This is a genomic window from Hymenobacter qilianensis, assembly GCF_014638675.1.
Classification (GTDB): domain Bacteria; phylum Bacteroidota; class Bacteroidia; order Cytophagales; family Hymenobacteraceae; genus Hymenobacter; species Hymenobacter qilianensis.
Genome location: NZ_BMFN01000001.1, coordinates 342,586 through 362,576, shown reverse-complemented (window position 1 = coordinate 362,576; position 19,991 = coordinate 342,586). Strand labels below are relative to the sequence as shown.

Annotated in this window: 13 protein-coding genes; 5 read left to right on the top strand and 8 right to left on the bottom strand. The window is 55.5% G+C overall.

The annotated features are described in order from the left end of the window. The first annotated feature begins 98 nt into the window (after positions 1–98). The gene (locus tag IEW06_RS01445; RefSeq protein WP_187731097.1) at positions 99–686 is read left to right on the top strand and encodes a TM2 domain-containing protein; all 588 of its coding nucleotides are present in this window, start codon (positions 99–101) and stop codon (positions 684–686) included. Between the two features lie 67 nt (positions 687–753). On the opposite strand, the gene IEW06_RS01440 is transcribed toward IEW06_RS01445, so the two are convergent. After that, on the bottom strand, positions 754–2,085 hold the full coding sequence (locus IEW06_RS01440; RefSeq protein ID WP_187731098.1) for a hemolysin family protein: 1,332 nt from the start codon (positions 2,083–2,085) through the stop codon (positions 754–756). A 201-nt stretch (positions 2,086–2,286) separates the two neighbouring features. On the opposite strand from IEW06_RS01440, the gene IEW06_RS01435 reads away from it, so the two are divergent. The 3 genes from IEW06_RS01435 to IEW06_RS01425 all read left to right on the top strand — a co-directional run bounded on the left by IEW06_RS01435 (position 2,287) and on the right by IEW06_RS01425 (position 6,505). After that, a complete protein-coding gene (locus IEW06_RS01435) occupies positions 2,287–4,491 on the top strand; it encodes a protein-disulfide reductase DsbD family protein (protein ID WP_187731099.1) in 2,205 nt (734 codons plus the stop codon). A 461-nt stretch (positions 4,492–4,952) separates the two neighbouring features. Then, positions 4,953–5,417, top strand: coding sequence for an Lrp/AsnC ligand binding domain-containing protein (locus IEW06_RS01430; RefSeq protein ID WP_187731100.1), 465 nt, complete (start codon positions 4,953–4,955; stop codon positions 5,415–5,417). A 125-nt stretch (positions 5,418–5,542) separates the two neighbouring features. Then, positions 5,543–6,505, top strand: a complete 963-nt coding sequence (locus IEW06_RS01425) for an energy transducer TonB (protein WP_187731101.1) — start codon at positions 5,543–5,545, stop codon at positions 6,503–6,505. Between the two features lie 80 nt (positions 6,506–6,585). On the opposite strand, the gene trxA is transcribed toward IEW06_RS01425, so the two are convergent. The 3 genes from trxA to dnaE form a co-directional block, all read right to left on the bottom strand. Continuing rightward, a complete protein-coding gene (trxA, locus tag IEW06_RS01420; protein ID WP_084446370.1) occupies positions 6,586–6,918 on the bottom strand; it encodes a thioredoxin in 333 nt (110 codons plus the stop codon). Positions 6,919–7,166: 248 nt separating this feature from the next. Next, complete coding sequence (locus IEW06_RS01415; RefSeq protein WP_188547274.1) at positions 7,167–7,715, bottom strand: hypothetical protein; 549 nt, start codon at positions 7,713–7,715, stop codon at positions 7,167–7,169. Positions 7,716–7,823: 108 nt separating this feature from the next. After that, positions 7,824–11,537 (bottom strand): DNA polymerase III subunit alpha, encoded by a 3,714-nt coding sequence (gene dnaE, locus IEW06_RS01410; protein WP_187731102.1) that lies wholly within the window; start codon positions 11,535–11,537, stop codon positions 7,824–7,826. A gap of 241 nt (positions 11,538–11,778) precedes the next feature. Between dnaE and IEW06_RS01405 the strand changes: the two genes are divergently transcribed. Further along, positions 11,779–12,846 carry a fatty acid desaturase family protein gene (locus IEW06_RS01405; RefSeq protein WP_187731103.1) on the top strand — a complete coding sequence of 356 codons (1,068 nt, stop codon included), beginning with the start codon at positions 11,779–11,781 and terminating at the stop codon, positions 12,844–12,846. Between the two features lie 111 nt (positions 12,847–12,957). On the opposite strand, the gene IEW06_RS01400 is transcribed toward IEW06_RS01405, so the two are convergent. The 4 genes from IEW06_RS01400 to IEW06_RS01385 form a co-directional block, all read right to left on the bottom strand. Further along, the gene (locus IEW06_RS01400) at positions 12,958–15,234 is read right to left on the bottom strand and encodes a lytic transglycosylase domain-containing protein (protein WP_188547272.1); all 2,277 of its coding nucleotides are present in this window, start codon (positions 15,232–15,234) and stop codon (positions 12,958–12,960) included. 181 nt (positions 15,235–15,415) lie between these two features. Beyond that, positions 15,416–18,283, bottom strand: coding sequence for an outer membrane beta-barrel protein (locus IEW06_RS01395; protein ID WP_188547270.1), 2,868 nt, complete (start codon positions 18,281–18,283; stop codon positions 15,416–15,418). A 224-nt stretch (positions 18,284–18,507) separates the two neighbouring features. Beyond that, complete coding sequence (locus IEW06_RS01390) at positions 18,508–19,152, bottom strand: O-methyltransferase (RefSeq protein ID WP_188547268.1); 645 nt, start codon at positions 19,150–19,152, stop codon at positions 18,508–18,510. Further along, positions 19,149–19,955 (bottom strand): DUF4184 family protein, encoded by an 807-nt coding sequence (locus tag IEW06_RS01385; protein WP_187731109.1) that lies wholly within the window; start codon positions 19,953–19,955, stop codon positions 19,149–19,151. The genes IEW06_RS01390 and IEW06_RS01385 overlap by 4 nt, the downstream gene beginning before the upstream one ends. Between the last annotated feature and the right edge of the window lie 36 nt (positions 19,956–19,991).

Below are 19,991 nucleotides of genomic sequence, written 5' to 3'. Positions count from 1 at the left end.
ATAATATTTAACTAAATATATATAATAATTTTTCGGTTTATATGGCTAAATAATTACTTTTAGCCTCTCATTTTTCTCATTCTCATTTTATTTCACACATGAAGAAAGTTTATTACTACATCACATTAGCTTTAGTGACGAGTGCCTCTTTGTCATCATGCAGTCAATCAAATTACGCTTTTAAACCAAGTGCTTCGCCTTATCATAGCAGCACTCAACTTGCTGAGAAAGCAGCTACTTCTGAGGTGAATAGCGTAGTTGAGGCAGATATTACGGCTTCTTCAGATGCAGTTACACCAGGGCAAGTATCTAACTCTACTAAAACTGCTGCCAAAGCTCTAGTTGCGGCAACTACTTCAGCCACTACTAAGACGGAGGTTGCACATAATACAGTAAAAGTTGAGGCGCAAAACAAAGTTGAGCAACAAGCTGTCAAAGGCACATCAACCGAGATTAAGAAAGCCGTTGCTGCAGAGGGAAAAAGTCAGACAACAGCTGCACTTCTTTCATTTTTCTTGGGTGGATTAGGTGTTGACCGATTCTATTTGGGATATACCGGTCTAGGAATTCTAAAGCTTTTAACGTTCGGCGGATTTGGCATCTGGGCAATAATTGATTTTGTTCGTATACTGACTGGAAGCTTGAAGCCAAAAGATGGTGAATATGCTCAGAAATTTGATAGCTAAGCTTATTTCAATTAAATAAAAAAGGCCTTTCCGCCATGGAAAGGCCTTTTTTATTTGGTTATTAGCTTTAGAGGTTAAGTGCTTCATCGGCTTCGGCCTCACGCTCGGCGGTGGTGATAACGCGGAGCTGCACCAGCTCCACGGCGCGGCGGGAGCGCTTGAGTACCCGGAACTCGTAGTTATCGACCACGGCCACGTCGTTTACTTCCGGGATGTTGCCATAAATCATGTTCAGCAAGCCGCCAACGGTTTCGTAGTCGTCGCCTTCGGGCAGCGGGTAGGGGAGGTATTCGTTGGCATCCGAAATGGCCGTAGACGTATTCACCCGGTACTCATCGGCCGATACTTTCTCTACCACAGGCACTTCGTTATCGTACTCGTCCTGAATTTCGCCGACCAGTTCCTCGATAATATCCTCGATGGTAACGATACCCGACACGCCGCCAAACTCATCAGAAACGATGGCAATATGCATGTGCTTGCGCTGGAATTGACGCAGCAGGCGGTTGATTTTCTTGGTTTCCGGTACGAAGTAAGCCGGCCGCATAATCTTGGCCAGCTCCACCGATTCGTTTCGCCGAATCAGCTGAAGCAGATCCTTCACGTAGAGAATCCCCACGATGTTGTCGATGGAGCCTTCGTACACCGGAATGCGCGAATAGCCCTCGCTGTACACCGTTTCAAGTACCTCGTCCTGGGGGGCATTTATGTCGATGGCGGCAATCTTGGTGCGAGGCACCATAATCTGCTTCACCATCCGATCATTGAACTGAAAGACATTTTCGATCAGCTCGTGCTCCGAATCCTGAATTTCACCGCTCTGCTTGCTCTGGTCGAGCAGCATGCGAAGCTCTTCGGCCGTATGCACCTCTGAGCCGTGAATGGGCGTAACGCCAATGAGCTTCAGGAAGAAATTCGACAGTCCATTCAGTACCCAGATAAAAGGCCGGAATACGAAATAGAAAAACTGCATGGGCAGCGCCACAAACAAGCTCACCGTCTCGGGCCGCTGAATAGCGAGCGACTTGGGAGCCAGCTCACCAAAAACGATGTGCAGCACGGTAATAACCGCAAACGATGTTGGCAGCGCAATGCGGTGCGCTAATTCAGGGTCAGCCTGGAAGCCAACGAGCTCCATAAAGGCGATAATGATCTGCGAAACAACGCCTTCACCAATCCAGCCTAAGCCCAGCGAAGCTAGGGTAATGCCGAGCTGAGTAGCGGATAAGTAAGCATCCAGATGAGCCAGAATGCCCTGCGTTACCTTCGCAAAGCGGTTGCCCTCTTGCGCCCGGATATCTATTTGCGAGGCGCGTACTTTGACAATAGCGAATTCGGCTGCTACGAAAAAACCATTCGCTAACACCAGCAAAATGGTAAGAAGAATATTTAAGGCCATAGTGTCGGAAACTTCGGCTCACGCGGCCAAGTCTCCTATATAACTACAAAAGTACGAGATTCTGTCCAAGCAGTTTGGGCTCCGATCATATTAGTGGCTGGGGGGCAAAATCAGATGGCGTAAATGGGGGCGCAACCCCCGTCGGCGAAAGTGTGACACTTCCTACCGAACTTTGTTTGCCTTCGAACTGATTATCATCTTATGCTGCCTCACCGAATTCTGCTTTCCCTGCTCCTCCTTCTGCTCGCTGGCGCGAGTTCGATAGCCCAGGTGCTCACACCTACCAAGCTTTCTACGGCCGTCAGCCAGCCGACCGCGAAAGTAGGCGACGAGATAGAGCTGATCGTGAATGCCAAGATGAGCGACACCTGGCACCTCTACGCCACCGATTTCGACCCCGACCTCGGCCCCACGGTTTTTGCGTTCACCTTCCCCAAAAGCGCGGCTTACACGGTAGTTGGCAAACCAAAGTCGGTAAACTCCAAGAAGAAATATGACGACGTATTCGGCGGCGACATCACCTACTTTGAAAAGACCGGCCAGATCCGCCAGCGCATCAAGCTGTTGCAGCCCGGCCCATTGACCATCAAAGCCGACGTAGAATACCAAACCTGCACCGACGTAGATGGCCGCTGCATTCCGGGCGATGAAACGCTCACTTTTGGCCCCATTGAAGTAGCTGGTGCTCCCGCCGGTACGGGCGCCGTGGCTCCTCCGGCCAGCACCTCATCTGCCTCCGCCGGACTGAATGCGGGGGGCAAAAACCCCTCAATTCCAGCCGCCGCACCTGCTGAGGCAGAAGAGCCGGCCGCCGACTTGTCGCCTACGCCGCCAGCTACGGCCGCCCAGGCCGCCGTAGTAGCACCAGCGGCTTCCGTCACTACTGCGTCGGTAGGTGCCGCTGCCCCGGCCACCGATGCTTCGGGCACCGGCAGTATGTGGGGATTTGGCGTTTTGGCCTTCTTCTCGGGCTTGGCCGCGCTTATCACGCCCTGCGTATTTCCGATGGTGCCCATGACGGTTTCGTTCTTCACCGGCGGCACCGACAGCCGGGCGCGGGGCATCCTGAAAGCGTTAGTCTACGGCTTGTCTATCATCCTGATTTACACCATTATCGGTGTTATCGTGGCGCGTTTGCTGGGTGAAGATGGCCCCAACTTCATGGCGACCCATTGGCTGCCGAACCTTATATTCTTTGCAGTCTTCGTGATTTTTGGCTTGTCCTTTTTAGGGCTGTTCGAGATTACGCTGCCCAACGCACTCGTGAATAAAGCCGATGCTCAGGCTGATAAAGGCGGCTGGCTGGGCGTATTTTTTATGGCATTCACACTGGTGCTGGTGTCGTTTTCGTGCACGGGGCCCATTGTGGCCACGGTGCTTGGTTTGGCGGCACGCGGCGAAACCATTATGCCGGTAGTCGGCATGTTTGGATTCTCGCTGGCCTTTGCGCTGCCGTTTACCTTGTTTGCCATATTTCCTTCCTGGCTGAAGAGTCTGCCGCGTTCCGGAGGCTGGCTTAATACGGTGAAAGTCGTGCTAGGCTTTGTGGAGCTTATGCTGGCGCTCAAGTTCTTGAGCATGGCCGACTTGGCGTATCACTGGGGCCTGCTCAACCGCGACGTGTACCTCGTGCTCTGGATTGTGCTTTCCGCTTTGCTGGGCTTGTATCTGCTGGGCAAGTTCAAACTCTCCCACGACAGCGAAATCACGCACCTGAGCGTACCGCGCCTGCTGCTGGCTATTCTGGCGTTCAGCTTTATGACCTATCTGGTGCCCGGCTTATTTGGCGCTCCCTTGCCGCTGCTGGCCGGCTACTTGCCGCCGCAGTCCAACCGCGACTTCACGCTGGCCGCCTCGGGGGGCAATTCTGGCGCTCCACTGGCTACTACCGCCGCCAACAAGCTTTGTGAAACGCCCCTCTACGCCGACTTTCTGGAATTGCCTCACGGTCTGACCGGATTCTTCGATCTGGAGCAGGCCAAGCGCTGCGCTATTGCCCAGAAGAAGCCCATCTTCATTGACTTCACGGGTCACGCCTGCGTCAATTGCCGCAAAATGGAAGCCACTGTCTGGAGCGATCCGCAGGTGCTCAAGCGCCTCCGCGAAGACTTTGTGGTAGTGGCGCTGTACGTGGATGATAAAAAGGAACTCCCTAAAAATGAGTGGTATATCTCCCGACGCGACAGCAAAAAGAAAAATACGCTGGGTAAGCAGAACGCCGACTTTCAGATAGTAGAGTATGGCGTCAATGCCCAGCCGTATTATGTGTTGCTCAATGCGGAGGCCGGCAACCAGCCCTTAGTAGCACCGGTCGCCTATGAGCCTGATGTAGCCGATTTCCTGAAGTTTCTGGACGCGGGCCTCGCCCAATACCGGCGTCAAACCCAACCCATGGCCGCCCGCTAAAAAAGCAAATAGCTTCAGCAAAAAAGCCCTCCAGACGCATTCTGGGGGGCTTTTTTGCTGAAGCTTAAGCCGAAGGAAGTTGGCTGAAAGGGAAATAAAAAAGGCTGCACCCACCCAGATGCAGCCTCTCAATTAAGAACGTACCCACCCAGATACGTCCCGGTACTTCCCTTCCCACTATAAAATCCCCAATCAGCTGTAGAAGAAGGGCTCGAACCTTCACAGAGTAGTTAGCCGGCCGCCGGACCAGTTTTTCCCGAATCTCTACCCCCGAGAGAGGAGGGCATGTCTACCAATTCCATCATCCTACAAGATGCTCAACCACCTTTCGTGTTTGATTATGACAAATGTAGTAGAAGCTTCCGAAAAGTAAAAATATGGTAAGCTTTATCAATAAAATTTACAGTATTTTTAATAAATGAGTAGTTTTGTTGCAATCTAATAAATGAAAGACCGCAAAAATGGCTCGTGATTACGAACTTGACGATGTAGACCGCAAGATTCTCGCTCTACTCATCGCTGACGCGAAAATGCCCTACACCGAAATAGCCCGCAAAGTGCATGTGTCTGGCGGCACAGTGCACGTGCGCATGGCCCGCATGGAGGAGCTAGGTATTGTGCTGGGCTCTACGCTTCGCGTTGATTATCAGAAACTAGGCTATGGCGTGAGCGCCTTCTTAGGGATTTATCTGACCAAAAGCTCCGTGTCGGATAGCGTAGCCAAGCTGCTCAGCAAGATCCCCGAGGTCATCAGTATTCACTACACTACCGGCAACTACGGTTTCTTCGCTCGCATCGTGTGCCGCGATACGCAGCACCTGCGCGATGTGCTTCACGACCAGGTTCAGCTCATCGAGGGCATTGAGCGCACCGAAACCCTTATCTCCCTGGAAGAGAATTTGAACCGTTCCATTCAGCTGCTGTAATCATCCCGCTGTGCGGGCCGCTTGCAGGCTCTACGCTTGAGTTTGAATTGGATTGATCCTTGCGCAAGAAGGCAACGATGGTTTGGGCAAAAGATTCGTTTATCACTTCGCCGCGATTCGTGGGTATGAAAACTCTTTCAGTTGCTATGTTTCTGGCCGCTTGGGTAAGTCTGCCCGTACATGCGCGGGCCCAAACACTACCCGCGGTCTACCTGAATGCCCGCGATGAGGAAACGGTGCCCGACAGCGCCACGCATTACCGAGTGGTAGACTTGCTTAGCGACACAGAATTTGGCGTACGGGAATATTCACTGGTTGGTACGCTATTGCTGCGCGGCACGCTCACAGCCATCGAGCCGCCCGTTCGCAATGGCGTATTTACGTGGCTTTACCCCACGGGCGCCAAATCCAGCGAGGTTCATTTTCGCGATAATAAGGCGCAGGGGTTATTTGTAGCCTGGTACGAAGACGGGCGTGTGCGCAGCCGGGGCGAGTACGAGCTGGGGCAGCGGGTAGGGCCGTGGCTGAGCGTACATCGCAACGGGCAAAAGCGCTCGGAAGGCAGCTACCAGAAAGGCGAGCCCCACGGTGAATGGCGCTATTATCACGACAACGGCCAACTCAGTGCCATTGAGCGTCTGTACACGGGCCGCACGCTCAGCCTGACGTATTATTTGCCGGATGGAAATGCCTTGGCTGGTGCTTCGCAAAAGCGGCAGCCGCCGGAGTTTCCGGGCGGCGAAGCGGCGCTGCTCCGCCACATCGCTCAGGCCACGGAGTACCCCAAAGAAGCCCGACGCCGCAATCTGACAGGGCAGGTATTCGTGAGTTACACCGTAGGCGAAGATGGCCGGGTGGGTGATGTGCGCGTGGTGCGCGGCCTCTCACCCGAACTCGACAACGAAGCCCGACGCGTCGTAACTGGTCTGCCTGCTTTTCGGCCTGGCCGCGAGTACAACCTGCCCACGGCCATGACGTTCACGTTGGCCATCAACTTCACGCCCGGCTTCTCGCTTTTTGGCAACACGCTGCCGCCCCAAGGCCCACCCATCGAAGCACGCGCCACCAATCCTGACGCTGGCTTTTGAGCCCTCTGCTGATACCAAACGCAAAAAAGCCCCCCAGACTCAGTCTGGGGGGCTTTTTCTATTTTATTAAAGGTAGAGCTTTAAGCCACAGTTACCTGCGCATCCAGCTTCTGGGCCAATACGTGCTTCGGCACGGCACCTACTTGCTTGTCTACAATCTGGCCGTTTTTGAACACGAGCAGCGTCGGGATGCTGCGGATGCCAAACTTGGCGGAAGTTTGCGGATTAGAGTCAACGTCTACTTTGCCGATAATGACGCGGCCTTCGTATTCGCCGGCCAACTCCTCCACTACGGGACCCACCATGCGGCACGGACCGCACCACTCGGCCCAGAAATCCACGAGCACGGGCTTATCGGAGTTGATTATTTCTTCAAAATTGGAATCGGTGATCTCAATTGCTTTGTGTCCCATGATAGTAGGGGTTGAATGGTGTAGTTATCTGAGTGCTTACGAGCAAACGGGCCGCAAGGTAGCAGATTGCAGTTCAACAAGCCGCACGCCGGAAAGTTCAGATTGGTAGATATAGTAGAGAATGCAGTAAGCAATAGCGCATCAGTCAAGCAAATGACTCCTGCTTACTACCGCGCCGTCGTCATTTGTTGCTAAAATCCAACGGTTGAAAAGTGAAGCAAGAACCTTTCATGCGAAAGGCATTCATTTCAATTAAGCACTATTAGTCTACGAATCGCTCGTCCCGCGCCGAGCAAGGCGGCTAAAGCAAATAGAAAAGCGACAATACTAAATATGGCACCCAGATGAAGAACAAGTATGCCTAGATAGATAAAAGCAGCAGCTCCCAGTAGCAGAACTATGGTAACGAGAATCGTAGCAGTGATGCTTAATCCTCTCCCCAGCGTATGGGGTGCTTGACTAATGACCCTAACAGGAACTGGTTTTGTCGCCAGACTGGCACGAGTGATAGCAGGTTTAAAAGGCTTGGCAATAAAACGCTTTACCGCTGGCTGTAGCTTGGGTGGTATGGAAATAGGTCGAGAGGAAAATGTAGCAGGCTGATCTGATACGCTTGGCCGGGCCGCAACAGGGCGCAGACTATTGGCATGGGATGGCATAATCACACTTGGACTTGATACTGTCGACACGGAATGATATTCAGTAGGAACCGTTATCCGACGGCTGGGCTGGCAGCAAGCCAGACTCAGAGATAGTGCAGTTGATAAGGAAATAGAAATAAATTTCTGGTAAATCATATGTTTCATAAGCTATCTAAAATGAAAGAGGAGGAACTGTGAAAATAAGATGCACTTTTCACGGTTCCTCCTCACCTTTAGTACCAAGCTGCTCTTCAGCCTAGCCTGTTATATCAACTGGCAGGCGTCCATTTCCATTTCGCGCATCTTGTCGATAAACGCTTTGGGCTCAATCTGGAAGCGGCGCGAGAACATATCGACTGCCAGATGCTCGTGCGGCTCGGCAAACTGAATTTCGAGTCGCTTTTTGCCGGGCGCGGCGGCAATGGCTTCTTCTATCCGGTCAATCATGGGACCCGTTACGGTGCGCAGATCCAGGCGGACGCGCACGCCTTTGCTCATCTTCTCGGCAATGTCGGCCAGGGGGTGCATCGAGATAATGCGTAGATCCCACTGATCCTGGGTGTGGCGGCGCAGTTCCTGCTTGAGGCGAACGTACATGGGCGGCACCTGCTCGTTGGGGTAGTTGCGGGGATTGATGAGGGGGGCAAATTTGGTGTAATCGTCGCGGAAAAGCGCGGGGCTGATGCTCGTCTCGTAATCTTCCAGAGTGAACGTGCAGAAAGGCTGGCCCATTTTCGTGGTCTTAAACAAGACGTTGTTGATGAGACCAGCCACGGCAATTTCTTTGTTTTTGTGGTTGTCAATCACGTCGAGGCCGCAGGTGCAGTAGGCTTCCAGCTCCAGCTTATAGCTGTCCAGCGGGTGGCCGGAAAGGTAGAAACCCACCACATCCTTTTCGCGGCGTAGCTGCTCAGTTTTGCTCCAAGGCTCCATTTCGTGAATCTTGGGCAGCGGCGCGGCTACCGCCCCAAACGCTGACGCGCCGAACAGGCTGTGCTGGCTGCTTTCCTTGGCGGCGGCGTGCTGCTGCCCCAGCTTCATAGCCTTCTCGATAAGGGGCTGGTCGCCGGACGGGGCGTCGAGGTACAAACGGCGGTGCTTGCCAAAGTCGTCGAATGCGCCGGCCTGGGCCAGACTTTCGAAAGTTTTCTTGTTCACGGTGCGCAGGTTTACGCGCTTGGCGAAGTCGAACACATCGGAGTAGATCCCGCCTTTTTCCCGCTCCTGCACGATGCTTTCCACGGCCAGTTCACCGGCACCTTTCACTGCGCCCATGCCGAAGCGAATGGCTCCTTCCTGGTTTACGTTGAATTTCAGCAGACTTTCGTTCACGTCGGGGCCGAGCACGGCCACGCCCTGCTTGCGGGCTTCCTCAATAAAGAAAGTCACCTTCTTGATATCGCCCATGTTGTTGGTGAGCACGGCGGCCATGTACTCAGCCGGGTAGTTAGCCTTCAGATAACCAGTCTGATATGCCACCACGGAGTAGGCGGCGGAGTGGGAGCGGTTGAAACCGTACTCGGCAAACTTCTCCATCACGTCGAACACCTCATTGGCCTTCTTCGCCACAATGCCGTGAAGGTTTTTAGCACCTTCGATGAACTTGTCGCGCTCCAGGGCCATCTTTTTCATGTCCTTCTTACCCATGGCGCGGCGCAAAAGGTCGGCGCCGCCGAGGGAGTAGCCGGCCAGAATCTGGGCCGTCTGCATGATCTGCTCTTGGTACACCATGATGCCCTGGCTGTACTCCAGGATGGGGCGCAGCAGCTCGTGTGGATATACTACTTCCTCGCGACCGTGCTTGCGGTTGATGAAGTTCGGGATGAACTGCATCGGGCCGGGCCGGTACAAGGCGTTCATGGCAATCAGGTCCTCAATGTTCGTCGGTTTCAAGTCCTTGAGGTACTGACGCATACCTTCCGATTCAAACTGGAAGGTGCCGATGGTGTCGCCGCGCTGGTAGAGGGCGTAGGTTTTCTCGTCGTCGAGCGGAATGTCGTCGATGTCGATTTTGATGCCGTGGTTTTTCTCAATCAGCCGCAGGGCATCCACAATGATGGTCAGGGTTTTAAGGCCCAAAAAGTCCATCTTCAGCATACCCGCCGACTCAATCACCTTGCCGTCGAACTGGGTGATGAGCAGCTCCGATTCCTTGGAAGTCGCGACCGGAATGTACTTCGTAATGTCGTCGGGCGCGATGATGATGCCGGCGGCGTGAATGCCCGTGTTGCGCACCGAGCCTTCGAGCTGGGTAGCCAGGCGCAGAATCTGACCGCGCAGGTTATCGGGGCTCTCGTCGCGCCGAATCATGTCCAGCTCCTGGTTTTCGGCGAAGGCCTTGGTCAGGGTGGTGCCTACCTGGTCGGGGACCATTTTGGTGAGGTCGTTGGTCTGGGGCAAGGCCAGCTCCATGGCCCGCGCCACGTCTTTGATACTAGACTTGGCAGCCATGGTACCGAAGGTGATAATCTGGGCCACCTGCGTCTTGCCGTACTTATTTACCACATAGTCAATAACTTTCTGCCGATTCACGTCATCGAAGTCAATGTCGATATCGGGCATGGACACGCGCTCCGGGTTCAGGAAACGCTCGAACAGCAGGGAGTACTTGATGGGGTCAATGTTGGTGATACCCACGCAATAGGCCACCGCCGAGCCCGCCGCCGAGCCCCGGCCCGGCCCCACCGCCACGCCCATGCTGCGGCCATGGTTGATAAAGTCCTGCGTAATCAGAAAGTAGCCCGCAAAGCCCATGGTCTGGATGATGCGCAACTCATAATCAAGCCGCTCCTCGATTTCGGGCGTGCGCTCGGCGTAGCGCGGCGGCTTGGTCATGGTCACGGTGCCATTGCCGGCACCCGGCCCAAAGGCCCCCACGTACGTTAGCTCGCGCAGAAATTCGTCGGCGTTGGCGAAGGGCGCGGGAATAGGAAAATTGGGCAGCAGAATGTCGCGCTGGAGCTTGGGGGGCGTTATTTTGTCAACAATCTCGTTGGTGTTGTCCACGCTCTCCGGCACGTCCTTGAATAGCTCGTTCATCTGCGCCTGGGTCTTGAAGAAGAACTGGTCGTTGGCGAAGCCGAAGCGGGTGTGGGGCTTGGGTTTCTGCAACTCCTCATCAATGCGGCGCAGCTGCTTCTGGGCACGCTCGTCGCGGCTGTAGTCGCGGCGCAGGTTGTCGAGCAGGTCGTACTTCACCTCGCCCTTGCCGGTCATTAGCGTGTAATACTGCGTTTGAACATCACCTACTGGGTTGCTATGCTCCTCGCCGGTGTTCACGCACAGCAGCAGGTCGTGGGCCGCATAGTCGGTTTGGTCCACGTAGTGCGAGTCGTTGGTGCAGATAACCTTAACGCCGTGCTTCTGGGCGAAGCCGAGCAGCACCTGATTCACGTCTTCCTGACTTTTGCCCGTGCCGTCGAAGTTCATGAGCCCGTGCCGCTGAATTTCGATGTAATAATCATCGCCGAACAGATCCAGCCACCACTTCAGCTTCTCCTCGGCTTCCTCTTCCGATTTAAACAGGATAGTTTGAGGAATCTCGGCCCCGATGCAGCAGCTGGTCGCAATCAGGCCTTCGTGGTACTGCTCCAGCAGCTCGCGGTCGATGCGCGGAAACTTGGAGTACACACCCTCAATGAAGCTCATCGAGCACAGCTTGCTCAGGTTATGGTAGCCGGCCTGGTCCTTGGCCAGCAGCAACTGATGATAACGCTTGTCCTTTTCACCCTTCTCCTTGCTGAAGGTTTTCTTGTGGCGGTCTTCGACCAGGTAAAACTCGCAGCCCACGATGGGCTTCACGTTGTACTTATTGGCCTCGGCTACGAAGTTGAAGGCGCCGAACATGTTGCCGTGGTCGGTGAGGGCTACGGCGGGCATGCCATCTTCCTGGGCCTTTTTCATGAGCTTCGCAATGCTGGCCTGCCCGTCGAGCAGGGAGTATTGGGTGTGGCAATGAAGGTGGGAAAACGTAGGCATGGCAAGTATTTTAAGCAGAGGAGTAATTAGTAAAGATACCCAAGCCCGGCCGGAGTTGGAAGTTAAAAGAGCCGTCTGGTTGATAATCAGTGACATAAAAATGCCCCCCAACTCGCCCAGTGGCTGCCGCTGCGCGTATAGATTCTAACTAACCCGCCGTTATGCGTGTTGGCATAGCTAACTTGCTCCCGCGGAATGAAATTTCGTATTTGAACCGGATGCCTGACACCTATTAACAACTATGAAATCACTCCCCGCCGTCCTCACCGACCCGGTTTATCAAAAGCCTGCTGCCTACTCGTGGCTGGAAATGCAGCTGTTGAAGGTTTGCCAGGATGAGCGTGACTTGCCGTTTGCGCGGCTGCTTTTCAATATTACGCTCACCCTTATTCCGCTGGCAATTCTGCTCTACATCCCAGGTCTGCCTAACTGGATCTGGTGGTCGGCGGCAGTGCTGTACCATTTTCTGAACAACGTCACCTTCAAAGGCCCTTTCGGGTTGATGCTGCACTGCGTTTGCCATCGGCCGCTGTTCAAAAAAGAGCACGACTGGCTAAATATGTGCATTCCGTGGGTTATCGGGCCGTTATTTGGGCAAACGCCGGAAACGTATTATACCCACCACATGGGTATGCACCACGCCGAGAACAACATGCCCGAGGACACCAGCTCCACTATGAGCTACCAGCGCGACTCGCTGGGGGGCTTTTTGCAGTATCTGGGCGACTTTGTCACCGTTGGAATCTTCCGTTTGCTGTCTTACTTCGACCGCAAAAAGAAAAAGAAGTTCTACTTCAAGTCGGTTCGGGGCGAGGTGGCGTTTTTCGCTTGGTGCATTGGGCTGAGCTTCGTGAACTTCCCGGCTACGTTCGCGGTGTTTATCCTGCCCTTCATCATTTCACGGGTGGTAATGATGCTCGGCAACTGGACGCAGCATGCCTTCGTGAACCCCATTGATCCGGCCAACGCCTACCACAACAGCGTAACGTGCCTGAATACCAAGTACAACCATAAGTGCTGGAACGACGGCTACCACACCAGCCACCACGTGCGCCCCGCCCTGCACTGGACGGAGCACCCCAACCATTTCCTGAAAACGCTGCCCAAATACGTGCAGAATGATGCTATCGTGTTTGAAGGAATTCATTGGCTGCACCTCTTTGCCTGGCTCATGACCAAGCGCTACGACCTGATGGCCAAACACTTCGTAAACGTCGGCGACCGATACAAGAGCGACGAACAAGTTGTTGAAATGCTAAAATCCCGGACGGTGCGCTTCGTTGAGCCCGAGCTGGCTTACGCCAAGTAACCGCCGCTTCGTTTCGCGCTACATAGCGGAGATGACTAAGCACTTATTTAAAACAACAAAAAAGGACGGCGCTGCGCCGTCCTTTTTTGTTAAACTGGTTTCTGCAAAGACCTACTTTGTGGCGCGAATAGTCAGGACTTCGCCGGGCCGTACGTTGAAATCGGGCTTATTATTCCACTCCATAATCTGCTTGATCGTGACGCCGTACTTGCGCGAAATGGCGTACATCGACTCGCCGGCGGCTACGGTGTGGCGTATGGGGCCGGTGGTAGCAGCTGGTGCGGTCGTTGCTGCCTGGGCTGGCTTTGCTGGGGTCGTTGTTGGTCGGGGGGCTGCTGGGCTGGGCGTGGCTGGTGCAGCGGGTTTTAGTGCGGGTGCTGCCGCCGTGGGCACTACGCGCAGTGTTTGCCCCAGGCTCAAAGCAGCGTTGGGGGGCAAATTATTCCAGGTAGCCAGGTCGGCGGGGCGCAAACCGTAGCGCCGGGCTATGCTGTACAGCGACTCGCTTTTTTGCACAATATGCTGACCACTGGCAGGCACATCCAAAACCTCAGTGGTTTCGGTAATCACGGGGCTGGCCGGGGCTGGCCGGGGTGCAGGCGCAGTTGCGGCTGGGGTTGATTTGGTAGGCGCTGGTTTCGCAGGCGCTGGTTTAGCGGACGTGGGCAAATCGCGCAATACTACCTGACCAGGGTTTTTTACTACTGGCTCGGTGGTATCGGCTGCGGGCGTGCGCGTCGTGTCCTGAACCTGGCTGGGGGGCAAATTTTGGCTGGCAGCCTGAACCGTGTCGGCGGTAGTAGCTTGTGCAGGAACGACTGGCTGAGACTTTACTCGGCTTGTATCGGGCGTGGCTGCTGTGGGGGGCAAATCTGCGGCTTCCTTGGTTACCGGCGCGGCTGCCGGGGTTGGCGTGGCATCCGCAATTACTACGCTATCTGCCTGTGGCTCTTCTAGAATGGTGGCCTGCTCAACGGGTTCTGTCGGGGCAGTCTCAGCAGGGGTTTTCGCTTTGGGCGTAAGAATGCGGCGGGGAGTAGCCGGCGCCGGTTGCGGCGTAGTTGCGGAGGCTGTGGCTGACCCACTTACCGGGCGCTCAAAAGCCGCCAAAGCCCTCGAATCCTGACTGTCCACGTACTCCACCGCTACTTCGCGCGGACGCGTAAACTGGAGCCAGAGCATGCGGCCGGGCCGTAGCTCCTCCGTGCGGCGCATCCGGTTTTTGGCCAGAATAGCCCGGGTACGCATGCCGTATTTCTGGCCAACAGTAGTCACGGTTTCGCCTGGCTGAGCCACGTGGTATTGCACCGACGACTTATCCCGCTTCTTCTGCACGAAATAAGGCTGGCCCACTACAATGTTGTCAAACGCATACAAATCGTTGTACTGCATGAAGCGCTTCATCTTCAGATTGGCCCGGCGCGCCAGGCTTTCCTTGGTATCACCGGGCAGGGCCACAATGGCGCGCAACCCATTGATACGCACAAAATCAGCATTTTCGGGGTCTATTTCGGGCTGGGAGAGAAGCTGGCCAGCGGTGGCCGTGCGCTGATTGGCGAGCAAAGCAGTGCGCTGCAACTCATCCGTGATGGGCACCAGCATGGTGTAGGCTTTGCCGGCCGGCACGGCGCTGCCGCGGGAAAGCCAATAATTGTGGCGGGCCAGGTCGGCAGGGTCGGCTTGCAGGGTTTGCGCTAACGCCTCAAGACGCTGGCCCGGCTGCACCGGAAACTCCTGTAGCAGCATGGGCGGCTGCGGATTTTGGCCTACGGCGGGCTCGTAGGCTACTTTGTGCGCCAGAAAGGTGAGAATGTAGGGGTGCGTTTTTTCGGAAATCTCCATCTCCGTCGCGCCTACATCGGTGGGCAGCGTGTAGGGCTTGGTGCCGGTCAGGCCGAGGTTGTAGCTGAGCAGCGTATTTAGCCAGTTGCGAAACGTGGCATTGTTGCGCTTAAAATAAGCCGCCGCGCCGCGCGAGGAAGCTACAATGTGCTTGCGCTCATCCACAGTGCCATCTACCTGCACGCCCAGCTCCGTCGCCGACTCGCGCTTGAACTGCCAGTAGCCCACCGCATCGTGAATAGATTGGGCTTCGCCCTGCAAACCGCTTTCCTGCAACGCCAGGTAGCGAAAATCCAGTGGGATTCCCTCGGCCTGAAACGTACGGTCAATCAGCGGAAAGTAGGCGTCGGCCAAATCGACGCGGGCCTGAAAGGAGGGCTGATGGCGGCGCAGGGCGTCCACTTTTTGCTGCACTGCCTGCTGGCCACCATTTGTCAGGCGAAGGCGCATGCCTCCAAAAGCTAGCTCGGACGGTACCGTTACGCTTTGAGCACCCGCCAGCAGGGGCAGCACCCACAAGAGCAGCAGAATTATTCTTTTGTTCATCAGATAAGTTGAGTACACGATCAGTAACGCTTGGCTACCGGGATTATCTTACAAAGAAGGCAAATCTGTTGCGAAAATATGTTTTAAGCGTCGCATACTTAGGCGAAACAAGCCGGCCACAAGGCGCAAAAAGCCCCCCAACAGCTGCTGGCTGCTGGGGGGCTTTTTTATAAGAGTAAGGCTAACGCGGCGAACCGGCGCCACCTGGGCCGCCACGATCCGGACGCTCACCAGCGCCACTTGGGCTGCCAGTGCCGCTGCGCAGATTGTACGTGAACATCACCATAAAATAGCGCTGCAAAATATCGGTGCGCGTATCCTCGATGTAGGCTTCCGTCACGTTGCGCTGAATGCTACGGTTCTGGCCCAGCATATCGAAGGCGTAGAGGCGGATTTCGCCGCGCTGCTTCTCGAATATCTTCTTGCCGATGCTGGCATTCCAGAGGGCATACTGCTGATTGAAGCCTGCGGCCAAGCCGCCGTTGTAGCGGTGCGTGAGGTCGGTTTGGAGGGTGAAGCCATTGCCCACAATCCAATTGAAGCGCAGTTGGCTGTTCTGGGTGAAATAATTGGTATTCAGCTGCGTACGGGCCGTGTTGCGGGCCCGGCTGAAGTTGGAGTTCGACGAAACCGTGAAGTCCAGCCGCTCGCTGATGTTGCTGCTCACTACCGCGCCCAAGCCCAGCGTGGGCGTTTGGGAGTAGTTGATCACATCGTTGATCAAGCCGGGCGTGCGGCTGTAGCCGGCCGTAGCGTTCAGGTTGAGGTTCGACTTAATAAAGCCCACCGGCATCCCGTAGCTAAGCACGCCGCGGAAATTGTACTGCTGTCCCAGGTTGATGGGCCGCGTTAATTGCCCCCCAGCGGGCAGGCGCACCACGCCGCCGTTCAGCTCCAGCTCCGTGTCTTCGGTAGCAATGAAAGTGCTGTTGGTGATATAGTTATCCGTAAAATTGCCGAGCAGCAGCGCGAAGAAAGTAGTCGATTTGCCGGGCTGAGCAGCCGAGTAGCGGATATTGGCTGAGTGCTGGGTTTGCTGCTCTAGGGCCGGGTTGCCGGTGGTAAGCTGTAAGGGATTGGCGTTGTTAACTACTTCCTGCAGCTGCCCGATGGAGGGCGGCGGCGTACTAGAGCGATAAAAGAAGCGCAGATTTTTCTCTCGCGAGAAGTTGTAGCGCAACATGGCGTTGGGCAGGAAATTATAAAACGAGCGGTTGAGGCTGGTCGTCAGCGGGAACTCCTGGTCGCTGCGCAAGTCGGCCTTCTGACCCGATGCACCCACCATTACCTGCAAATCTTTGGTTTGGTGGCGGAAGCTGACGCCTAGGCCCTGCGTGAGGTATGTGTTGGTGAACACGTTGCTCAGCGCCGGGTTTAGCTCGGCGTACTCGCCCGTGTCATCCACGAAGTCGAAGGTGCGCTTGTCGGAGTCGTTAGGAGTATAAGCCAGCGTATAGTTGAATTGCAACTGGTCCTGCTTGCTCAGCGGCTCGGTGTACTCCAGGCGCGTGCCCAGGTTCCAGCCACTCTGATCCAGGGTTGAAAACTGATTGAGCGAATCGGTTTCGGACCGTGTTAGCAGGTTGTTGTCGCCCTGCTTCTGGTTATAATTGAGCGTAGCATTTGCCGACATCGTGCGCCCAGGCTTATGGAAGCGGTGACGATAGAGCAGGTCGTTGTTGGAGTTGAGGCCCGTAAGCGCGGAGCGATAGTCGCTGAGCACGTTGCTGCTGCTTATGTCATCGGCGGCCGTGAAGCCATCGAGGTTGCTGTTGCCGCGGTTTTGCTGCAACGACAGGCGCGGCCGGAAAAGAATGGAATTGGCCGAGTCGATCTTGTGCTCCAGGCGCAGATTGAAGCGGTGATTGATGTTACGACTCGTCGTTAGGGAGTTTTCTGAATACGTCTGGTTGGCGCCCACATCGGACAAGGCAAACTGACGGAACAGGTTGGTGTTGGCCCGGTTCTCCGACAGATTGAAAAAGTAACTGCCCGTGACCTGCGTTTTCTTGTTCCACACGTCGGAGTAGTTCAGGCCAATGGCATGCGTGGTGGAGATACCGCCGCTGGGGCTCACCAGAAAGTCGCCGGCGTTGTTGCCTCCACCTCCGGGCCCGCCGCCCGGACGACCACCGCCGCCAGGGCGTCCGCCACCGCCCCGGTTGCCGCCGCCGCCGGAGCTGCTGGCTACGCCCAGCAGGTCATCGGTGGCAAAGTTTTGCTCGTTGATATTGTTCGATTGGGCCACCACTGATAAGCGCCGGTCGCCCTCGAAGGAGTTGTAGTTGCCGCTCACGCGGTAGCGCTCCGGTCCGGCGCCGGCCACAAAGCGCCCAAACTGCCCGGTCTTGAACTCCGGCTTGGTTACGATGTTGATGGTTTTCTCGGTGTTGCCGTCGTTGAAACCCGAAAACTGCGACTGCTCGCTCTGCCGGTCCAGCACCTGAATCTTATCAATCATCTCAGCCGGAATGTTCTTCAGCACCGCGTCGGGGTCGTCGCCGAAAAAGGGCTTGCCGTCTACCAGAATGCGCTGCACATTCTCGCCCTGGGCCTGTACGCGGCCATCCTGCACGGTTACGCCGGGCATCTTGGTTACGAGGTCCTGGGCGTTGGCGTCGGGGTTGGTTTTGAACGCACGGGCGTTGAACTCGGCCGTGTCGCCTTTCTGCACAGCGGCAGCGGCGCGGCCCGTTACCTCTACTTCCCCCAGCTTTATCTGACTGGAGCCCAGCAAAATTCCCCCCAATACCACCGGCGAGCCAGCTACTGTGACGGGCCGGCGCTGGGTTTGGTAGCTGACAAAGGAGATGGTGAGCAGATACCGCCCCGGCGCTACCTCCGTAAAGGAAAAATTGCCCCCCGGATCGGTGGCCACGCCTTGCTTGGCGGAGTCGGGGAGGTGGATAAGCAGCACGTTGGCGCCCGGCAGCCCCGACTGGTCGGCGGCATCCAGCACGCGGCCACTTACGGTTTGGTTTTGGGCGAAAACGTTGGTCGCGGTGAAGGTCAGCCAGAAGCCGAGCAGCAGGCGTAGCGCCTTTCTCATAATCGATAGATCAGGGGTAATGCGGGCGTAGACGCCCGGCAAGGAGGAAGGTTTAATCAGAAAGTAAAATGGCTATCATTTTTCCCGCCAAGCTGGGCACGTAAATCACGTTTAAAGTCACAAAAAAACCCCCGAAGCGACTCTGGGGGGCTTTTTTGTGAAATTCTAAAAGAGATAAAAAAATCTGGTGAAAGCCATTCAGCTAATGAGACCAGTTATTGAGATCAGATTTTGCGAAGCAGCAGCAGCCCGTCGCGGAGGGGCAAAAACACGTTTTCAACCCGTGGATCGGCCTGTATCTTATCGTTGAAGGCCCGAACGGCATGGGTGTCTTTATCGGCGGGCTTTACGGAATAGGAGGGCAGCACTTTGTCGCCCCACAGCACGTTGTCGATCAGCAAAAAGCCCCCCGCGCGCACCTGACCAATGACCAGCTCGAAGTAGGCGTCGTTGTTGATTTTGTCGGCATCGATAAACACCAGATCCCAGGTTTCGGTGAGCGTGGGCAGCACGGCGCGGGCATCACCAATGTGCAGATGAACGCGCTCGGTGAGGTCGGCGGCGGCCACGTAGCGCCGGATGCGGGTTTCCAGCTCCGGATTTTGCTCAATGGTGTGCAACTCGCCGTCGGGCGTGAGGCCTTCGGCCAGACAAAGCGCCGAATAGCCCGTGAACGTACCAATTTCAAGGATGCGCCGGGGCCGTACCATGTGGCTGATCATGCTCAGCAGCCGACCTTGATGGTGGCCCGACAGCATGCGCGGCGCCAGCACCTGCACGTGGGTTTCGCGGTTGAGGCGGCGCAGCACCTCCGACTCGGGCGTGGTATGGGCTTCGGCGTACTGGTGGCGTGCGTCGTCGGGGGTCACAGTTGGGGCTGCTTTTGGGCGAGTTCGTGGGCAATTTTGCGTTTCAGGGCGCGAGCGGCGCGGGCCTGCTTGGAAGGCTGAAAATAGCGTCGCATCAAAGTTGAGGTAATAAGCAGGGCTAAGCTAATGGCGCTGATGCCCGTCACGATTAAGTAAGTGAGCAAGCTGCGCGAATACGTGTCGTGGATCAGCATAAAGGTGAGCCAGAATATTGCCGTCAGCGCACCGGTGAACGTCCAGAACAAGCGCTGAATTTTGCTGGTAGCTTTTACCAGCCGTGGCTGCACCGGGAGTTTCCAGACAAACCAGGCCATAGCCAGCAAGCCGATTACGGAGAACACATATTGCAGCCATCGATAAAGCGTAAGTGGCCCTACTTGCTGATTCAGAAAGTCAATACCTACCGAAACGGGGCTATTGTTGTGCGTAAAGGCATCCCAGAAAATGTGCGACAGACTACCCGCTAAGATGCCCAGAATGAGCCGTCCGCTCCAAAGATTACGCAAGGGCCAAGGCTCCTCGGATAGCTGACCCAGCCGCGCCCGCAACAGCAACGGCAGGCTGCGGACCAACGGACGTTTCACCACCCCATGAAACAAGCCGGCAATCAGTAGCCCCATCGGCAAATCGAACCAGAATAGGCCCACCCACGTGTGGCCATAATAACCGAAAGGCTTAAGGCGCAGAAAGTACTCGAAATCGGGGGCCATACTGCCCAATACCAACCCCGTTATCGACAGCCACCGACGGGTTCGGAAAAGCAGGGGCAATACTATAGCCGGATGCGAAAGGGTAAAGGGCATTATGAAAAGTTAGTACCTGAAGGAAAGCACAACCAT

What these genes read in the sequence shown, in the direction of transcription:
- IEW06_RS01385 (WP_187731109.1), bottom strand. Translation starts at nt 19,955, where the DNA reads ATGCCCTTTACCCTTTCGCATCCGGCTATAGTATTGCCCCTGCTTTTC.
- IEW06_RS01400 (WP_188547272.1), bottom strand. Translation starts at nt 15,234, where the DNA reads ATGAACAAAAGAATAATTCTGCTGCTCTTGTGGGTGCTGCCCCTGCTG.
- IEW06_RS01395 (WP_188547270.1), bottom strand. Translation starts at nt 18,283, where the DNA reads ATGAGAAAGGCGCTACGCCTGCTGCTCGGCTTCTGGCTGACCTTCACC.
- IEW06_RS01440 (WP_187731098.1), bottom strand. Translation starts at nt 2,085, where the DNA reads ATGGCCTTAAATATTCTTCTTACCATTTTGCTGGTGTTAGCGAATGGT.
- IEW06_RS01415 (WP_188547274.1), bottom strand. Translation starts at nt 7,715, where the DNA reads ATGATTTACCAGAAATTTATTTCTATTTCCTTATCAACTGCACTATCT.
- dnaE (WP_187731102.1), bottom strand. Translation starts at nt 11,537, where the DNA reads ATGCCTACGTTTTCCCACCTTCATTGCCACACCCAATACTCCCTGCTC.
- IEW06_RS01435 (WP_187731099.1), top strand. Translation starts at nt 2,287, where the DNA reads ATGCTGCCTCACCGAATTCTGCTTTCCCTGCTCCTCCTTCTGCTCGCT.
- trxA (WP_084446370.1), bottom strand. Translation starts at nt 6,918, where the DNA reads ATGGGACACAAAGCAATTGAGATCACCGATTCCAATTTTGAAGAAATA.
- IEW06_RS01445 (WP_187731097.1), top strand. Translation starts at nt 99, where the DNA reads ATGAAGAAAGTTTATTACTACATCACATTAGCTTTAGTGACGAGTGCC.
- IEW06_RS01430 (WP_187731100.1), top strand. Translation starts at nt 4,953, where the DNA reads ATGGCTCGTGATTACGAACTTGACGATGTAGACCGCAAGATTCTCGCT.
- IEW06_RS01405 (WP_187731103.1), top strand. Translation starts at nt 11,779, where the DNA reads ATGAAATCACTCCCCGCCGTCCTCACCGACCCGGTTTATCAAAAGCCT.
- IEW06_RS01425 (WP_187731101.1), top strand. Translation starts at nt 5,543, where the DNA reads ATGAAAACTCTTTCAGTTGCTATGTTTCTGGCCGCTTGGGTAAGTCTG.